This is a genomic window from Ructibacterium gallinarum (assembly GCF_014982785.1).
GTDB lineage: Bacteria > Bacillota > Clostridia > Monoglobales > Monoglobaceae > Ructibacterium > Ructibacterium gallinarum.
The window spans coordinates 78,098-94,342 of record NZ_JADCKB010000009.1; the positions used below are offsets into that span (position 1 = coordinate 78,098).

The window sequence follows — 16,245 nt, forward strand, 5'->3', positions numbered from 1 at the left end:
GAATGTATCGGCGTTATGATCCAAAACCCCGGACGCCTGCTGTTCAGGGGGTTTCCGGAAAGCCGCCGGTTTTACCGGAACGGCAGAGAACCAATGTACATACCCCGCAATCCCCGAATCAAAGCGGCAGGAATGGTTCCCGAGATTTTAGAAGAAATGAAAATAAAAATCGGCCGCCGGTACAGCCGGCGGCTGAAAAAAATCAATCAAACCATTCAAAAAAGCTGAAACTGCCTCAAAATCCACTGTTGGGACTGATTCCTTCTTCGGTATATGACCCCAAAACCAAAAAGGTGCTGGGCTTTTTTTCGGCAGAAGATATGCTTCTTGTGGCGCTGATTCTTCTTTTGATGGAACAGGAGGACAGTGAAAACAATATGCTGATTTATGCTTTGCTCTATGTATTGCTTTCTGATTATATTGATCTTCCGTTTTAAACGCTATTTAAAATAAGGCTGGGCGTCTGAAGCAATAATGTTAAGAGACTGAAACCGGGATTCTAAAAAGTCTGCCATAAAAGAGCAAATAATATTTTCGGTTTCAAAGTGCCCGGCATCAATCAGGTTCATACCCAGCTCAAAAGCCAGCTGGGCTTCGTGATGTTTGACGTCTGCAGTGACATAAACGTCCGCACCTGCATGATAGGCCGCATATATGCCATCGCCGCCCGCGCCGCTGCACAGGGCGGCAATTTTTATGACTTCTTCTGGATTCCCGACAGAGCGGATGGTTTGACAGCCCAGAGAATCTTTGACTAATTCCACAAAATCGCCCATTTCCATGGGAGCGGGCAGGACTCCTACACGGCCAATGGCATCAAGGGGGCGGCCGGTGCCGTCGGTGCATTCTTCGTCTGAAAAGTGACGGATTTGCTGGAGACTAAGACGTTTTGCCAGCATATCATTCATGCCGCCGTCTGCATGGTCTAAGTTGGTGTGCGCACTGTAAACGGAAATATCATGGCGGATCAGGTTGCGGAGAATACTGCCTGATACATCCTGCTCAATGATCCGTTTTACAGGTGAAAAGATAAGAGGATGATGAGAAACAATAAGGTCGGCGCCGCAGGCAATCGCCTGCTGAACGTTGTCAGAGGTGACATCCAGACACAAAAACACTGTGGTGACACGCTGATCCAGATCGCCGGTCATCAGACCAACATTATCCCAACTTTCTGCCAGTTCCGGCGGTGCCAGTTGTTCAATTGCAGAAACAATATCTTTGACTTTCAGCATATAAAAATTCCACCTTTCTGCCCGCATGGGGTTTATTCTGCTGCGGGCGGACAGATTTCGTCTATGGATTTGAGAAGTTTTTCACATTCTTTGTATTTTTCTACAGATGCGGCATCAGACGCTTTTTTTAGTCCGGCGAGCATTTTTAAAAGCTTTCGCCGGCGAAGCTGAAAATAGGTATCAAAAAGCGGCGGACGTGTTTTGATCAGTTCTCGGCCGAGATAACACTCCGCCGGTGTCAGAGGGCGTGAAGCTGGGGTGTTATCGGCGGTAAGAATGTTGTATATTTTGGTATCTTCTTTGGCAAGATATTCTCCAGTTATGGTAAAGCCGGATACAGATAGGAATTCCCGAAGCTCCGTAACCGCTGTCATAGGCTGAAGAATAAGCTTGCTGGCAGAGCGGATGACGGGAAGACCTTGTCTGATAATTTGCGCAATCATTAGCCCGCCCATGCCGGCAATGACAATCGTATCGGCTTCACCGGGTGAAAGGGGCGCTGTGCCATTTCCCAGCCGCAAAGAAATCCTGCTTTCCAGTTCGTAACGCTTTACAGTAGCGGCGGCGCGCCGCAGAGGACCGGGCCGGACATCTGCGGCGATTGCTGTTTGACAGATGTCGTCAAGGCAAAGCGCGGCGGGCAGATAGGCGTGATCGGTCCCAATATCTGCAACGCAGCGGCAGGGAGAAATACATGCCGCAATTTGTGTAAGACGCGGTGATAGCGTTAAGACACTCATAACTGGTCCTTTCTAAAGACATGATGTCTTTTGTTGATATTTGTGACAAGAATAGGTTATAATAAAAAAGAAATTTTGTCAATATAAAAGAGGAAGGAAAATGTTTTTGTAGAAATAAATATAATGAATGTTAATTTCGTAGCTTTTTAAAGGAGCTGATCATTGTGAATCTGCGTCAGTTTACTGAAAAGAGAGAAGAGTTGTTGCTTGCCCCAGCGGCGGCACGAAGCGCACAAAGCCGAGGAAGGCAGAGACAGGAAGAACCTTGTGAAATTCGGACGGATTTTCAGCGGGATCGGGATAGGATCGTGCATTCCAAGGCCTTCCGCCGGTTGAAACACAAGACACAGGTGTTTTTGTCACCGGAGGGAGATCATTACCGTACCCGGCTGACCCATACGCTGGAGGTATCTCAGATTGCCCGTACCATTGCCCGGGCGCTTCGGCTGAACGAGGATTTAACGGAGGCCATCTCGCTGGGACATGATTTGGGTCATACGCCGTTTGGACATATGGGGGAAAAGGTGCTTGACCGTATCTGCCCTTTGGGATTTAAACATAATGAGCAGAGCCTGCGGGTGGTGGATATTCTGGAGCGGCCGGGAGGATTGAATCTCACGTTTGAGGTGCGTGACGGCATTTTGCACCATACGGGGGCGGTGCGGCCGGTTACTCTGGAAGGAAAGATTGTCGCCCTTGCGGATAAAGTGGCATATATCAATCACGATATTGATGATGCCATTCGCGGCGGAATTTTGACTGAAACGGATATTCCTTCAAAGTATGCCGAAGTTTTGGGGCATAAGCATTCGCAGAGGATCAATACCATGATCCGTGCGGTGATTGAGGCCAGCATGGATCAGGAAGATATTCAAATGACAGAGCCGGTATATGAGGCAATGATGGGACTGCGGCAGTATATGTTTGAACATGTGTATGTGGCGTCAGAACCTCAAAAAGAAGAGAAAAAAGCAGAAGGGATTATTGAGGGACTGTACCGGATGTATAGTTGCCATCCGGAGCGGATTCCAGAGAGCAGCAAGAGCTTGCGTTCATCTGAGGACGTGCATGTCTTGACCCGGGATTATATTGCCGGCATGAGCGATCGGTATGCTGTGGCAAAGTTTACAGAATTATACATACCAACTTTTTGGCAGCGGTAAATTACAAAATAAAAAAGGAAATCGACGGGAAATGTCGAATATTTATAAAGCGGAACAATAAGTACATAAAAAGAAAGGGGCGAAGCGATGGCATCCCAGGATTTTCAGGATTTTATTGATGAAGTCCTTCAGCGTAATGATATTGTGGAAATCATTTCCGGATATACCCGCCTCAAGCGTGTGGGAAACCGTTATGCGGCGCTTTGCCCTTTGCACAATGATAAAAAGTCCCCGTCTTTGTCCGTTGCGCCGGACAAGCAGTTGTTTCACTGTTTCGGATGCGGGGCTGGCGGAAATGCCATACATTTTATCATGGCCATCGAGCATTTGGATTTTATGGATGCATTAAAATATCTGGCAGAGCGGGCGCATCTTTCCATGCCGGAGCCGGGGTCTCCCGCAGACCGACAAAAACGAGAGGAAACGGCGGATAAAAAGAAGCGGATATATGAAATCAATGCAGAGGCTGGAAGGTATTTTTATCGTTGTCTGGCAGGTGAAGGCGGCAAAGTTGCTTATGCCTATTTAAAGGAGCGGGGCATTAGCAATGCTACCATCAAAAAATTTGGTTTAGGGTTTGCGCCGGAAGGCTGGACAGGCCTTTTGCAGTATCTGACACAAAAAGGGTATAAAGAACATGATATATATGAAGCGGGGCTTGCAAAGGCGCGCGACAACGGAACGTATTATGACGCCTTTTATGATGGACGTGTCATGTTTCCCATTATCAATGTGCAGGGAAATATTATTGGCTTTGGCGGCAGAATTATTACGGAAAACAGCAATACGGGCAAATATTTAAACACACCGGAAACATTGGTGTTTAAGAAAAAAGAAAACCTGTTTGGCCTGAATTTTGCTAAGAATGACAATTCGGGTAAGCTGCTGCTAATGGAAGGATATATGGATGTGATTTCCCTGCATCAGGCAGGAATAGGGAATGCGGTCGCTTCTTTGGGGACGGCGTTTACGCCGGAGCAGGCGCGGCTGATCAAGCGGTATGCCAATAAGGTGGTGCTTTGCTATGATGCCGACCAGGCCGGGCGCAAAGCGGCAGTTCGTGCCGGCGCGATTCTTACGGATGAGGATATGAAAACACGGGTACTGACGATTACGGACGGAAAGGATCCGGATGAGTTTATTAAGGCCCGGGGACCAGAGATGTTTCAGATTTTGGTAGAATCAGCCAAACCGCTTTTGACTTTCCGAATTGACGAGATTAAAAAGAAATATGATTTAGAAGATACGGAACAGATACTGGAATTTTCGGAAGAGGCTGCCACACTTTTGGCGGATGTGAAAAATCCGGTAGAGCAGGAGCTCTATATCAAACGCGTGGCGCAGGAATCTGGACTTGCGCCGGATACGCTGGCGGCAAGAGTAAAGGTTTTGCAGCGAAAGCAGGTCAAAACCGAGATGCAGAGAGAAGAGCGCCGGGAGAGGAGAGAGTTTGAACAGCGAACCGGCGGCCGCAGAGATCTTGAAGAGATGAAACTGAAAAATGCACAGCGGCTGCTGCTGAATTTTATGAGTGAACCTGTGGTGTTGAAAAAAGTGCAGGAAGCTGGTATTGTGCCTGAGGATTTTTATGATGGATTATACCGGACTTTGGCGCAGGAGATGTATGAGGCCGCAAAAGACGGCACAGCGGATATTCATGCGCTGCTTGCACGTTTTCCGGACGCAAAGGTGGGTGCTGTGGCCGCCATTTTGCTGGATGATAAAAATACCGCGCATAAAGAACAGGCGTATCTTCAGCCTCTTGCGATTATGCTGGAGGTAAAACGCCGCAATGCAGAAGCAAAGTTACTTGAACAGGGTGATTTAAACGCCCTTGACAAAATGCTGAAAGAAAAAAAACAGGATAAGAGGAGGAACCGGCGTGGATAACGAAAAGAAACCCGTCAACAAAAAATTGGTGCTTCAGCAGCTTTTGGAGCAGGGAAAGAAGAAGGGTGTATTAGATTATAAAGATATCAGTGATAAACTGGAAGAAATGGCATTAGATCCCGATCAGATTGACAAAATTTATGAATACTTGGAAAAACAGGGCATAGAGATTGTGGGGAGTTTGGATGATGAGCTGGAAATTCTGGACGATGATCTGCATATCACCCAGGAAGATTTGGACGATATGTCCGTGCCGGACGGAGTAAGCATTGACGATCCTGTGCGCATGTACCTGAAAGAAATTGGAAAAGTAGACCTTTTAAGTGGCGCCGAAGAAACGGAGCTTGCGCGGCGAATGGCAAACGGCGACAAGGAAGCAAAAAAGAAATTGGCAGAAGCCAATCTTCGGCTGGTGGTCAGCATTGCGAAACGGTATGTAGGACGGGGAATGTTGTTTTTGGATTTGATTCAGGAAGGAAATCTGGGGTTAATCAAGGCGGTAGAAAAGTTTGATTATACCAAAGGTTATAAATTCAGCACCTATGCCACATGGTGGATTCGTCAGGCAATTACCCGGGCGATTGCGGATCAGGCCAGAACCATCCGGATTCCAGTGCATATGGTGGAAACGATCAATAAGCTGGTGCGGGTTTCCCGTCAGCTGGTGCAGGAACTGGGAAGAGATCCTCTGCCAGAGGAAATTGCCAAAGAATTGAATATGCCGGTGGATAAAGTGGGAGAGATCATGAAGATTGCCCAGGAGCCGGTTTCCCTTGAAACGCCTATTGGAGAAGAAGAAGACAGCCATTTGGGAGATTTTATTCAGGATGATGATGCTCCGGCGCCTTCTGATGCGGCTACCTTTACCCTTTTAAAGGAACAGCTGGTTGATGTTTTAAGTACCTTAACTCCCAGAGAGGAAAAGGTGTTACGGCTGCGGTTTGGGCTGGATGACGGACGTGCCCGGACCTTGGAAGAAGTAGGCAAGGAATTTAACGTAACCCGTGAGCGCATTCGGCAGATTGAAGCAAAGGCGCTGCGCAAGCTTCGTCATCCCAGCAGGAGCAGAAAGCTGAAAGATTATTTGGAATAAGGTGAAAATAAAGTAAAATTTTTGTTGTAAAAAGAATACTTTGACAAAGGACAAAAAATCTGTTATACTTATTCTGGTAAAAAATATATGCTTTTCTGAAAGGATGATGGTATTTTGGACACGTTGCCCCCGCAACTGTTGTTATTTTCACTTGGCGTTATATTGTTACTTGGATTTTTAACTGCTTTTGCCAAAGCTGCAAGTGTTGATATCAGCGATACCCGGCTTGCCACTTTGTCGGAGGAAAACGAAAAAGCAAAGCGTTTGTTTAAGATGCTGGAGCAGGAGCCTTCAGCTGTTGTTGGCGCTATGGAGATGTTTGGATATGTGCTGGCAATTTTGTTCGCCGTACTGACCGTATTTGGCTTTTCGGGCCGGCTGGGTGATGTGCTGGTTTTGGCAGGGGTCAAAGAAAACGGTAAGTTGGTACATATACTGACACTGTTGATTTTAACTGTGATTCTGGTGTTTTTATATCAGGTGTTTTGGGATTTGCTTCCGGGTCGGCTGGCGGCGAAATACGCTGAATCTGCAGCAGTTGGATTATCTGGTTATACCAAAGCGGTGACGGTCATAGGAAGACCTTTCTTATGGCTGCCTACACGGATCTCCAATCTGATTGCAAGACTGTTTGGTGTTCGCCCGCATGATTTGGAAGAAGAAGTCACCGAAGAAGAAATTCGGATGATGGTAGATATCGGTTCGGAAAATGGTACCATTGATGATGATGAAAAAGAAATGATACATAATATTTTTGAGCTGGATGATAAGCCGGTAGCGGATATTATGACCCATCGGACCGAAGCGTGTATTCTTTGGATGGAAGATAGCATAGAGGAATGGAAGCGCTTTATCGATGAAACACGGCATACCCGGTATCCTGTCTGTGATGAAGACGTGGATAATGTGATTGGTGTAGTGAATACGCGGGATTTTTATAAATTCCTGTTGGACGGCGGGCAGAAAAATACATTGCGTTCTATTTTGCGCGAACCGTATTTTATCCCGGATAGCATGAAGGCAGATGAATTGTTTTCCCGAATGCAGCAGAAACATACCCATATTGTGGTTGTGATGGATGAATACGGCGGTTTCCAGGGATTGGTGACCTTAGAGGATCTGTTAGAAGAAATTGTTGGAGAACTGTACAGTGAATATGACGAGCCGGATCCTGATCAGGAAATTACCTATCTGGATGAAAATACCTGGCGGATCAAAGGCTCTGCGGAAATAGAGGACGTGGAAAAAGCGTTAAACATTACTCTGCCGGAGGGGGATTACAATACATTTGCAGGACTGGTTTTGGATGCTATTGAGACCTTGCCAAAAGATGGAGCAACGGTGGAAACGGAAATTGGTCCCATGCAAATCAAAGTTACCTCCGTGGCAGAACATAGGATTGAAGAAGCGGTGGTTTGCTTGAAGCGGGATCTTCAGGACGAAACCGAAGAAAACAAGGAGAAGGATTCAAAACCCTCTTCGACGAAAGAGAAAGATAGTAAAACGAAAAAAGAAGAAAAAAAATAAAAATCAGTCCCCGAAACATGATAGACCATGTTTCGGGGACTGTGATTTTATCCGGAGATTAAGGTTGAAGCTGAATAGACAGCCGAAATTCATCTGCCGGTTTTTTTGCAAGAAAGTCAATTAAATAAACTGTTTCGTTCTGGCCGGCATGATTTGCCCAAACGGCAGGTGTTACCGTCGGCATCCATCCATCGTTACAGGAAAGAAATGCCTGGCCGATGCGCAGTCCGCCGCCCTCTTCTTCGGGACAGACCTGGGTGATAAAGCGTTCAATGACCGAAAGAGGGGCATTCCGGAAGGAAAATTTATCCCACAACGTTATGCCATCGTCTTGGAAAGAAAACTGACGTTGAAGAGAAAGCAGTTCATCGATACCGTAAGCACTGCCGATTTCAAGGAGTAGGCTACCGTTTTGCAATGACATTGTCCCGTTAAATTCTACACCGGGCTTTTGCTCCTGACCGTCTATGAGAGGAACGCTATGTCCGCCGGAGCGGTTGCAGAGGATGCGATAGCGGGTGTCTGGCTGAAAATAATCCCGCGTATATTCGCCGCAGCCCAAATCGCATAACAGCTGTCCCTGGTCGGTGGCAAAAATGAAGCTGCCGACATCATTGTGATTATGGGGTTCATCGTTATTGCCGGCTTTGGCGGCAAAGGAATAGTCTGGATTTTTTTTAATATACCATGCCGAATCTGAGAGATAATATTCCGCAGCGATCTCTGTTTTTTCCGTAGAAAGCACCGGGTCATACCATAGGATGGAACGAAGCTCAAAGGTCCATCTTGCTCGAAACGCGACATCACTGATGTCAAGCGGCTGGTTATCCCGGAATTTTGTAGGCAGAACTTGAATATCATCCGGATACAGGTGCTTGAGAAAGTGTGTGATGCCGATAATGTGGCGACCTCGAACGTTACCGTCCGCAAAGCTGGCGGTAATGTCCGCCCGAAGATAGGCTTTGTGCTGAAAGGCCGCGATGCGCTTTACTTTGTCATTGGCAAACAGATCGATTTCTCCATTGGTGAACTCTTTCAGCATGGAGGCGTAGGAAACAAAGAATCCAAAGCCGTAGTTCCAGTAAGCGACCCCTTCTCGGCAAACGCCATCGGCCTGAAAGCTGTGGAAAAAAGACGGTAGATTGTTGTTAAATCTGGGTATTTGGGTTTTTGCCAGATCTGGCCGAATATAGAAAAAAGCGGCGGCGACACCGCAGGTACATACGGCGCACCAGTTGTTTTCTACCTGTTCCCAAAAAAAGGTTCGGGTTAAAAACGGCTCAATAATCCGGCGTTCTACCTCATAGCCAATACGGCGATAAATGAGGGGATCAAACCTGTTCCCCAAAAGTTCACGGATCTCACTGAGGGCAAAGCCCGTTTCAGAGGAAAAAAGATCAATTTGGATACTGTGATCCCACATATCATAGGGAACATGGGCGGGAAGCGCCCATGTGTATTCATCACACACAGCCCAAATCACTTCTTTGAGCTCATCCATATAGACCGATTCTTGCGGATAAATCAGCGCCAGCAGTGCCAATATGTTCATTCGGATACGCTTGCTGAAATAGGCTTTTTCAAATTCCAGCCTGTTGCCGTCACGGTAGTAGCGGGTGTACTTCTGGTACGATACAGCTGGAGTAGTATTTTTGTGTGTTTTTTTATACATAGCCAGAAGATCATCACGAAACATTTGATAATCTTTTGCGGTGCGTACTTTATTCCAAAAAGCAGGTTGTTTTGCTTGCTGAAGCATACAAATTCCCCTTTCCTTGTGTTATGGTTTCAGTATAACATATTCTTTTGATTCTGCAATAGGGTATTGAGAAATCAGCATGAGAAAATATCCAAATATTTTTATGCAAAAGTACTATATTTTTGGTTGCAAAATAAATAGAAATATGATATATTCAATCATAATAGAGGAAATCCAGTGCAAGGAGAGATAAGATATGAAATTATCAAAAGTGCGGGAGCTTTTAGATGCAAAGGTTTGCGCCGGAGAAGGCAGAATGCAGGAATTGGAAGTGAAAGAAGCCTGCGGAAGCGACTTAATGAGTGATGTTTTGGCGTTTGTAAAAGAACAGGGGCTGCTTCTCACCGGGCTTCAGAATCTACAGGTAGTTCGCACGGCAGAAATGATGGATATGGAAGCGATCGTCTTTGTCCGGGGTAAGATGCCTACAGAAGAGATGATTCAGATTGCGGAAAAAAAAGGAATCGTACTGATGTCCACGGGATTGCCTATGTTTACGGCCTGCGGGACTTTATATCAAAATGGGCTTGCGGGCGGAAAGGCGGGGGATTTTGGTGAGTAATGGTATGACCTTTCACTACCAGGTGGATGGAAATGATTTTACCTTGGCCGGGGAAAATTCCAGCAAGGTGAAAAAACATTTAAAACAGCTTGGGTTGCCGCCAGAGGTGATTCGCCGGGTGGCCATCGCCATGTATGAGGCGGAAATCAATATGGTGATTCATGCTAACGGCGGCACCATTGATGTGGAAATCAGCCCTCAGGAGATACATATTGTTTTTGCGGATACCGGCCCCGGTATTCCGGATATAGAAAAAGCTATGCAGGAAGGATATTCCACAGCATCGAACGAGGTACGTGAACTGGGATTTGGCGCCGGAATGGGTCTTCCCAATATTAAGAAGAATTCCGATGAGATGAAAATAGACACCAAGGTGGGAGTTGGTACAACCATTGATCTAATCATCAGAATTGCATAGGAGGCATGGGAATGGAAAAGGAACCTTATTGGCATTCGGTTACCCTGGATCGGGATACCTGCAAAGGGTGTACAAATTGCTTGAAGCAGTGTCCCACACAGGCAATTCGGATTCAGAACGGGAAAGCTAAAATTTTAAAAGAACGGTGTATTGATTGTGGGGAATGCATCCGTGTCTGCCCCTATCATGCGAAAAAGGCGGTCACCGATGGCTTTGAACGGCTGGAGGAATACCAGTATACGGTAGCGCTGGTGGCGCCGGCTTTTTATGGACAATTTTCGCGGACAGAGGACTGCAATTTGATACTTACCTCCCTCTTGCAGCTGGGTTTTGATGATGTTTATGAGGTGGCACGGGGAGCGCAGGAAATCAGCGCCGCGACCAGAGAATTTTTAAAAAGCGGCGAATTGATGAAACCAGCCATTTCTTCTGCATGTCCGGCAGTTAGCAGATTAATTGCGGTACGCTTCCCTAACCTGATCAATCATATTATTCCGCTGCGGTCACCCATGGAGCTTTCAGCGGAGGCCGCCCGCAAGGAGGCGGTAGAGAAGACGGGCCTCTTACCGGAGGAAATCGGACTGTTTTTTATCAGTCCATGTGCGGCAAAGGCAACGGCAGTCAAAGACGGGCTGACTGTGAAAAAATCGGAAGTAGATGGTGTGATTTCTATTAAGGATGTATATCTGCGTTTGGCACAGAAAATAGGAAATATAAAGGAAGTCAAGCATTTATCTTGCGCTGGAAGTTTAGGGGCGTTATGGGCAACCAGCGGCGGTGAGGCCAATGCTACCCGGGCGGAACGCCGGATTTCAGTGGACGGTATCCACAATGTCATCAAAGTATTGGAGGACATTGAAGATGATAAATTGATCGACATTGACTATGTAGAGGCATTGGCATGCCCGGGCGGCTGCGTGGGAGGCCCCCTGGCGGCAGAAAATAATTTTGTGGCAAGATCCAGGATCAAGCGGATGAGCAAAAGCCTGCCGGAGGAACAGGGCAGTATTCCCGATTCCATTCGGCGGACATGGGATGAAGCTCCGGTATATCGGCCGATTTTAAAGCTGAATGATGATCTGGGTACTGCAATGCAGATGGCGATGAAGATAGAAGAGATCCTGGAACATTTTCCGGGGCTTGACTGTGGTTCTTGCGGTTCCCCCAGCTGCCGTGCACTGGCAGAAGATATTGTGCGGGGTTATGCCCAGGAGACAGATTGTATTTTTGTCATGCGGGAAAGATTGCGGGAATTACTGCGGCATGTTTCGGAAAATAATATACAGCTTCCGCCGGAGGTTTTAAAAGGGTGGAAGCGACCTTCGGACCGAAAAGAGAAACCGCAAAAAAGCGAGGTGCAGAATCATGAAAATAAAGGAAATAGCTGAGAAACTGGAATTAAAAGTAACAGCTGGGGCGGCAGGAATGGAAAAACAGGCAAAAGGCTGCTATATTGGTGATTTGATGAGCTTGGCAATGGCCAAAATTGAAGAGGGAAGTATCTGGATTACCATTCAGACTAATTTAAATGTAGTTGCAGTTGCAGCGTTGACCGAAGCAAGCTGTGTCATTTTGGCGGACGGTTTTTTACCGGATGAAAACACTGCCGTAAAAGCAAATGCGGAAGGGATACCGATTTTGTCATCCGAAGCTTCCGCTTACACACTGGCCAAAAAGCTTGGAGAATTGGGAATATGAAGGTATTTTATGATCTGCATATTCATTCTGCTCTTTCTCCCTGCGGCGATGAGGATATGACACCCAATAATATTGTAAATATGTCCTTGTTAAAAGGACTCGATGTGATTGCGGTTACAGACCATAATTCCTGTGGTAATGTGCGCGCTGTGATGGGAGCGGCAGCTGGCAGGATTTTGGTGCTTCCAGGTATGGAGGTGGAAACGACGGAAGAAGTACATATTCTTTGCTATTTTCCATCCATAAAGCAGGCGGAACAAATGGAGAAGATGATTCGGGAAAACCGGCCGGTGATCAAGAATCGGCCGGATATTTTCGGCCGTCAGCTTTATTTTGATACGCAGGACCGCATTGTTGGCGAGGAAGAAACACTTCTGGTTGCGTCTTCGGGACTCAGCATTGAGCAAGTATTTTCCTATGCCCGCAAAATCGGAGGTATTCCGGTGCCAGCGCATATTGACCGAACCAGCTACAGCGTATTATCTAATCTGGGGTTTCTGCCCCCGGAACTGCAAACGAGTGCGGTAGAGATTACGGCAGTGAACCGGAAAACAATGGAGAAGGACTATCAGGAGCAGTATATATTGACCAGTTCAGACGCACATTATTTGGGAGATATTTCCGAACCGGTCTGGTATATGGACATAACGACTAAATCCGAAAAAGAAATTTTGGAAAAACTGACGAAGAAAATTTGTTGATTTCTCTGGTTTTTTGATGGTTTTCATGATATAATATATGGGTTATGTTAGAAATATAACAAAGTCAGGCATATAGTTTCAAATGAAACGGCGGGTTTTCCGCTAAAATGCATATTGTTTAGGAGGTAACAGCAGATGAAACACAATACGCTCCCCTTTCAGGGAACGCCGGAGCAGGAAGCGCAGCTGAAAAAGGTGATTGCAAATCATCAAGGCCAAAAAGGCGCGGTGATTCCTGTTCTTCACGAAGCCCAGGATATTTACGGATACCTGCCGATAGAGGTCCAGGAAATGATTTCAGAGGGACTGGATGTTCCGCTGGCAGAAATTTATGGTATTGTCACGTTTTATGCCCAATTTTCCCTGAATCCCAAGGGCCGGTACCAGATAGGTGTCTGTCTGGGGACTGCCTGCTATGTTAAGGGCAGCGGCGATATTTTGGAAAAAGTAAAGGAATTATTAAATATTGATGTGGGCGAATGTTCTGCCGATGGGAAATTTTCTTTGGATGCAACCCGCTGTATTGGGGCTTGCGGCCTTGCGCCGGTTATGACCATCAATGATGATGTTTATGGTCGGCTGACGGTGGATCAGGTAGAAGATATTTTGAAAAAGTATGAATAATATTTTTCCAATGCCGGAAATGGAGCGAGAGTCCATATGAAAGAATTATCACTGCATATTCTGGATATTATACAAAATTCCATTGCGGCAGGTGCCGCATTGATTCAGCTGGATTTAACCGAGGACAGCAATTCAGATCTTCTGATGTTTCGGATTACGGATAACGGCTGCGGCATGCCGCCGGAAATGGTCAGGCAGGTGATGGATCCTTTTACCACAAGCCGGAAAACCCGGAAGGTGGGGCTGGGCATTCCGCTTTTAAAGGCGGCGGCAGAGCATACTGGCGGTGGTATCTGCATTTCGTCTGAACCCGGCAGGGGGACGGTGCTTGAGGCACGGTTCGGTTATAGTCATATTGACCGCCAGCCGCTGGGGAATATGGCAGAAACCATGCTGGGATTGGTTACCGGCTATGACAGCATAGATTTTGTATATCATCATAAGGTGAATGAAAAAGAATTTACAATGGATACCCGGGAAATAAAATCAATTTTAGGGGAAGTATCTTTAAAGGAGCCGGAGGTCATGCTATGGCTGTCTGATTTTTTGAAAGAAAACGAAGCGGCTCTTTACGGTGAAGAAATGAATACCCGAAAGGAGTAAGGATAATGAAAAGTTTAGCGGATTTGGAAGCAATCAGAAAGAAAACACTGGATCAAGTTATTCTGCGCAAAGACAGCGAAGGTACCCGAATTGTAGTTGGTATGGCTACTTGTGGTATTGCGGCGGGAGCACGGCCAGTGATGAATGCGTTTATGGAAGAGATTGCAAAACGTGGTTTGGAGCATGTAACTATTACCCAGACAGGGTGTATTGGTATGTGCCGTTTGGAACCGATTGTTGAGGTTTTTGTACCCGGAAAGGAAAAAGTGACTTATGTAAAAATGAGTCCGGAAAAAGCCGTTCGGGTTGTTAATGAACATATTGTCAACGGAAATCCCGTTGCGGAATATACCATAGGTGCGGCAGAATAAAAGATTGCGGCACGTGTTTTAAGAGCAGATGATTGTGAAGAAAGGATTGAATAGCATGGAGTTTGCCAGAGGGCACGTCCTGATTTGCGGCGGTACCGGGTGTACCTCTTCAGGAAGTGAACAGATTATCAAAGAAATGGAAGCCCAGTTAAAAGCCAACGGGCTGGAAAAAGAAATTAAGGTTGTCAAAACCGGATGTTTTGGCTTGTGTGCTTTGGGGCCGATTATGATTGTGTATCCGGAGGGAGCTTTTTACAGCCGGGTCAAAGTGGAAGATGTTAAGGAAATTGTAGAAGAGCATTTGCTCAAAGGCCGTATTGTCCGGCGCTTATTATACGATGAAACGGTTCATGAAGGCACGGATAATATCAAGAGCCTGAATGAAGTACAATTTTATCAAAAGCAAATGCGTATTGCGCTGCGTAATTGCGGTGTCATCAATCCGGAAAACATTGATGAATACATAGCCTTTGACGGTTACCGGGCTTTGGGAAAAGTTTTGACAGAAATGACACCGGAACAGGTCATTGCGGAAATCAAGGAATCCGGACTGCGCGGCCGCGGTGGCGCAGGTTTTTCCACCGGTATGAAATGGCAGTTTACTGCCCAGGCAAAAGGCGATCAAAAATATGTGGCCTGTAACGCCGATGAAGGGGATCCGGGTGCGTTCATGGACAGAAGTATTCTGGAAGGCGATCCCCATAGTATTATCGAAGCAATGGCCATTGCTGCTTATGCAGTAGGAGCGGATCAGGGTTATATTTATATCCGCGCTGAATACCCGATTGCTGTTCAGCGGCTGCAAATTGCCATTGACCAGGCAAAAGAATATGGGTTGCTTGGCGAAAATATTTTAGATACCGGATTTCATTTCAATTTGGAACTACGTTTGGGTGCAGGCGCTTTTGTCTGCGGCGAGGAAACCGCTTTGATGACTTCGATCGAGGGAAAACGCGGCGAGCCGCGTCCCCGGCCTCCGTTCCCGGCCAATAAGGGGCTTTGGGCAAAACCCACCCTGTTAAACAACGTGGAAACCTATGCGAATATCTGTCAAATCATCTTAAAGGGTGCGGACTGGTTTAAGAGCATTGGTACGGAAAAGAGCAAGGGTACGAAGGTGTTTGCGCTCGGCGGAAAAATTAATAATACCGGTCTGGTGGAGATTCCCATGGGTACCACTCTGCGTGAAATCATTGAGGAAATCGGCGGCGGAATTCCCAACGGTAAAAAGTTTAAGGCGGCACAAACCGGCGGCCCGTCCGGCGGATGTATTCCTGCAAGCCTGATTGATACGCCGATTGATTATGATTCCCTGATGGCGATTGGTTCCATGATGGGTTCCGGCGGTCTTATTGTTATGGACGAAGACAACTGTATGGTGGATATCGCAAAATTCTTTCTGGAGTTTACGGTAGATGAATCTTGTGGTAAATGTACACCGTGCCGGGTTGGTACCAAACGGCTTTATGAAATTCTGGACAAGATTACCAAGGGACAGGGAACCATGGAGGATCTTGATCGTTTGGAAGAGCTGTGCCATAGTATTAAAGAAGGTTCGCTTTGCGGTTTGGGACAGACAGCGCCTAATCCGGTGCTTTCTACTCTGCGGTATTTCCGTGATGAATATATTGCACATGTTCGGGATAAGAAATGTCCTGCGGGTGTATGTAAAGCGCTTTCACATTATGAGATTATGGCGGACAAATGCCGTGGCTGCAGCCTGTGTTCCAAGGAATGTCCTGTGGGAGCCATTTCCGGTGAAATTAAAAAGCCGTTCCATATTGACCCGGATAAGTGTATCAAATGCGGCGCATGTATCGCAAAATGTCCGTTTGGCGCCATTAAGAAATAGGAAGGAGGA

Annotated in this window: 17 protein-coding genes; 14 read left to right on the forward strand and 3 right to left on the reverse strand. The window is 46.6% G+C overall.

All coding sequences use genetic code 11. The features are described 5' to 3' along the window. Positions 1-2: 2 nt before the first annotated feature. Positions 3-437 carry a hypothetical protein gene (locus INF28_RS05825; RefSeq protein WP_226392527.1) on the forward strand — a complete coding sequence of 145 codons (435 nt, stop codon included), beginning with the start codon at positions 3-5 and terminating at the stop codon, positions 435-437. A gap of 3 nt (positions 438-440) precedes the next feature. Here INF28_RS05825 and INF28_RS05830 read toward each other — a convergent pair whose 3' ends face one another. Both INF28_RS05830 and INF28_RS05835 read right to left on the reverse strand, forming a co-directional pair. Next, complete coding sequence (locus INF28_RS05830) at positions 441-1,235, reverse strand: Nif3-like dinuclear metal center hexameric protein (protein WP_226392528.1); 795 nt, start codon at positions 1,233-1,235, stop codon at positions 441-443. 32 nt (positions 1,236-1,267) lie between these two features. Next, entirely contained in the window at positions 1,268-1,975 is a 708-nt protein-coding gene (locus tag INF28_RS05835; RefSeq protein ID WP_226392529.1) for a tRNA (adenine(22)-N(1))-methyltransferase, read from the reverse strand. Between the two features lie 164 nt (positions 1,976-2,139). Here INF28_RS05835 and INF28_RS05840 point away from each other — a divergent pair, with 164 nt between their 5' ends. The 4 genes from INF28_RS05840 to INF28_RS05855 all read left to right on the forward strand — a co-directional run bounded on the left by INF28_RS05840 (position 2,140) and on the right by INF28_RS05855 (position 7,648). Beyond that, complete coding sequence (locus INF28_RS05840) at positions 2,140-3,138, forward strand: deoxyguanosinetriphosphate triphosphohydrolase (protein ID WP_226392530.1); 999 nt, start codon at positions 2,140-2,142, stop codon at positions 3,136-3,138. Between the two features lie 87 nt (positions 3,139-3,225). After that, a complete protein-coding gene (dnaG, locus tag INF28_RS05845; RefSeq protein ID WP_226392531.1) occupies positions 3,226-5,028 on the forward strand; it encodes a DNA primase in 1,803 nt (600 codons plus the stop codon). Further along, positions 5,021-6,121, forward strand: a complete 1,101-nt coding sequence (gene rpoD, locus INF28_RS05850; RefSeq protein ID WP_226392532.1) for an RNA polymerase sigma factor RpoD — start codon at positions 5,021-5,023, stop codon at positions 6,119-6,121. Before dnaG ends, rpoD begins: the two co-directional genes overlap by 8 nt. Positions 6,122-6,235: 114 nt before the next feature. Next, a complete protein-coding gene (locus tag INF28_RS05855) occupies positions 6,236-7,648 on the forward strand; it encodes a hemolysin family protein (RefSeq protein WP_226392533.1) in 1,413 nt (470 codons plus the stop codon). Between the two features lie 58 nt (positions 7,649-7,706). Here the strand turns inward: INF28_RS05855 and INF28_RS05860 are convergent, their stop codons facing one another. Beyond that, on the reverse strand, positions 7,707-9,407 hold the full coding sequence (locus INF28_RS05860) for a heparinase II/III family protein (protein WP_226392534.1): 1,701 nt from the start codon (positions 9,405-9,407) through the stop codon (positions 7,707-7,709). Positions 9,408-9,603: 196 nt separating this feature from the next. On the opposite strand from INF28_RS05860, the gene INF28_RS05865 reads away from it, so the two are divergent. The 9 genes from INF28_RS05865 (at position 9,604) to nuoF (ending at position 16,236) form a co-directional block, all read left to right on the forward strand. Continuing rightward, positions 9,604-9,969, forward strand: a complete 366-nt coding sequence (locus INF28_RS05865) for a hypothetical protein (protein WP_226392535.1) — start codon at positions 9,604-9,606, stop codon at positions 9,967-9,969. Positions 9,970-9,973: 4 nt separating this feature from the next. Continuing rightward, positions 9,974-10,387, forward strand: a complete 414-nt coding sequence (locus INF28_RS05870) for an ATP-binding protein (RefSeq protein ID WP_226392559.1) — start codon at positions 9,974-9,976, stop codon at positions 10,385-10,387. 11 nt (positions 10,388-10,398) lie between these two features. Next, the gene (locus INF28_RS05875; RefSeq protein WP_226392536.1) at positions 10,399-11,775 is read left to right on the forward strand and encodes a [Fe-Fe] hydrogenase large subunit C-terminal domain-containing protein; all 1,377 of its coding nucleotides are present in this window, start codon (positions 10,399-10,401) and stop codon (positions 11,773-11,775) included. Continuing rightward, positions 11,753-12,085, forward strand: a complete 333-nt coding sequence (locus INF28_RS05880) for a DRTGG domain-containing protein (RefSeq protein ID WP_226392537.1) — start codon at positions 11,753-11,755, stop codon at positions 12,083-12,085. The genes INF28_RS05875 and INF28_RS05880 overlap by 23 nt, the downstream gene beginning before the upstream one ends. Beyond that, complete coding sequence (locus INF28_RS05885) at positions 12,082-12,786, forward strand: PHP domain-containing protein (RefSeq protein ID WP_226392538.1); 705 nt, start codon at positions 12,082-12,084, stop codon at positions 12,784-12,786. The genes INF28_RS05880 and INF28_RS05885 overlap by 4 nt, the downstream gene beginning before the upstream one ends. A gap of 135 nt (positions 12,787-12,921) precedes the next feature. After that, positions 12,922-13,410, forward strand: a complete 489-nt coding sequence (locus INF28_RS05890) for an NADH-quinone oxidoreductase subunit NuoE family protein (RefSeq protein WP_226392539.1) — start codon at positions 12,922-12,924, stop codon at positions 13,408-13,410. Between the two features lie 36 nt (positions 13,411-13,446). After that, positions 13,447-14,013, forward strand: coding sequence for an ATP-binding protein (locus tag INF28_RS05895; protein WP_226392540.1), 567 nt, complete (start codon positions 13,447-13,449; stop codon positions 14,011-14,013). Positions 14,014-14,018: 5 nt separating this feature from the next. Next, on the forward strand, positions 14,019-14,384 hold the full coding sequence (locus tag INF28_RS05900; RefSeq protein ID WP_226392541.1) for a (2Fe-2S) ferredoxin domain-containing protein: 366 nt from the start codon (positions 14,019-14,021) through the stop codon (positions 14,382-14,384). A gap of 55 nt (positions 14,385-14,439) precedes the next feature. After that, positions 14,440-16,236: an NADH-quinone oxidoreductase subunit NuoF gene (nuoF, locus tag INF28_RS05905; RefSeq protein ID WP_226392560.1), complete on the forward strand. Its 1,797-nt coding sequence runs from the start codon at positions 14,440-14,442 to the stop codon at positions 16,234-16,236. Positions 16,237-16,245: the final 9 nt, after the last annotated feature.

Bases quoted from the DNA above. Each gene is read 5' to 3' on its own strand.
- INF28_RS05825 (WP_226392527.1), top strand. From the start codon at position 3: ATGTATCGGCGTTATGATCCAAAACCCCGGACGCCTGCTGTTCAGGGG.
- INF28_RS05830 (WP_226392528.1), bottom strand. From the start codon at position 1,235: ATGCTGAAAGTCAAAGATATTGTTTCTGCAATTGAACAACTGGCACCG.
- INF28_RS05835 (WP_226392529.1), bottom strand. From the start codon at position 1,975: ATGAGTGTCTTAACGCTATCACCGCGTCTTACACAAATTGCGGCATGT.
- dnaG (WP_226392531.1), top strand. From the start codon at position 3,226: ATGGCATCCCAGGATTTTCAGGATTTTATTGATGAAGTCCTTCAGCGT.
- INF28_RS05860 (WP_226392534.1), bottom strand. From the start codon at position 9,407: ATGCTTCAGCAAGCAAAACAACCTGCTTTTTGGAATAAAGTACGCACC.
- INF28_RS05865 (WP_226392535.1), top strand. From the start codon at position 9,604: ATGAAATTATCAAAAGTGCGGGAGCTTTTAGATGCAAAGGTTTGCGCC.
- INF28_RS05870 (WP_226392559.1), top strand. From the start codon at position 9,974: ATGACCTTTCACTACCAGGTGGATGGAAATGATTTTACCTTGGCCGGG.
- INF28_RS05875 (WP_226392536.1), top strand. From the start codon at position 10,399: ATGGAAAAGGAACCTTATTGGCATTCGGTTACCCTGGATCGGGATACC.
- INF28_RS05880 (WP_226392537.1), top strand. From the start codon at position 11,753: ATGAAAATAAAGGAAATAGCTGAGAAACTGGAATTAAAAGTAACAGCT.
- INF28_RS05885 (WP_226392538.1), top strand. From the start codon at position 12,082: ATGAAGGTATTTTATGATCTGCATATTCATTCTGCTCTTTCTCCCTGC.
- INF28_RS05890 (WP_226392539.1), top strand. From the start codon at position 12,922: ATGAAACACAATACGCTCCCCTTTCAGGGAACGCCGGAGCAGGAAGCG.
- INF28_RS05895 (WP_226392540.1), top strand. From the start codon at position 13,447: ATGAAAGAATTATCACTGCATATTCTGGATATTATACAAAATTCCATT.
- INF28_RS05900 (WP_226392541.1), top strand. From the start codon at position 14,019: ATGAAAAGTTTAGCGGATTTGGAAGCAATCAGAAAGAAAACACTGGAT.
- nuoF (WP_226392560.1), top strand. From the start codon at position 14,440: ATGGAGTTTGCCAGAGGGCACGTCCTGATTTGCGGCGGTACCGGGTGT.